This is a genomic window from Rhizobium sp. SVR5-2C (genome assembly GCF_056755115.1).
On the sequence record NZ_JBNDHT010000662.1, the window covers coordinates 1 to 230 of the forward strand.

Below are 230 nucleotides of genomic sequence, written 5' to 3' on the forward strand. Positions count from 1 at the left end.
GGGGGGGGGGGGGGGGGGGTTGGGGGGTGGGGTGGGGGGGTGGAGTTGCGGTGCACCGACGGTCACCGGCACGATGGATTGACCGAACGTCGCGCCGCCGATCTCGATCGCCTTGCAGATGCTGCCGATGGCAGGACTGGAGTCGACGGTTGAACAAACCTTGTAGTGGTAGGTATTCGCACCCAGCGATTTCAGCCACCCGAACGCGGGTGTCAGGTGCCGTTGCATCC

General features: G+C 66.1%; 1 protein-coding gene. It reads right to left on the bottom strand.

What is annotated here, in order from left to right; all coding sequences use genetic code 11:
- The coding region (locus tag ACPYOI_RS37290) for a four-carbon acid sugar kinase family protein (protein WP_481424333.1) at positions 1-230 on the bottom strand (230 nt) is incomplete at both ends.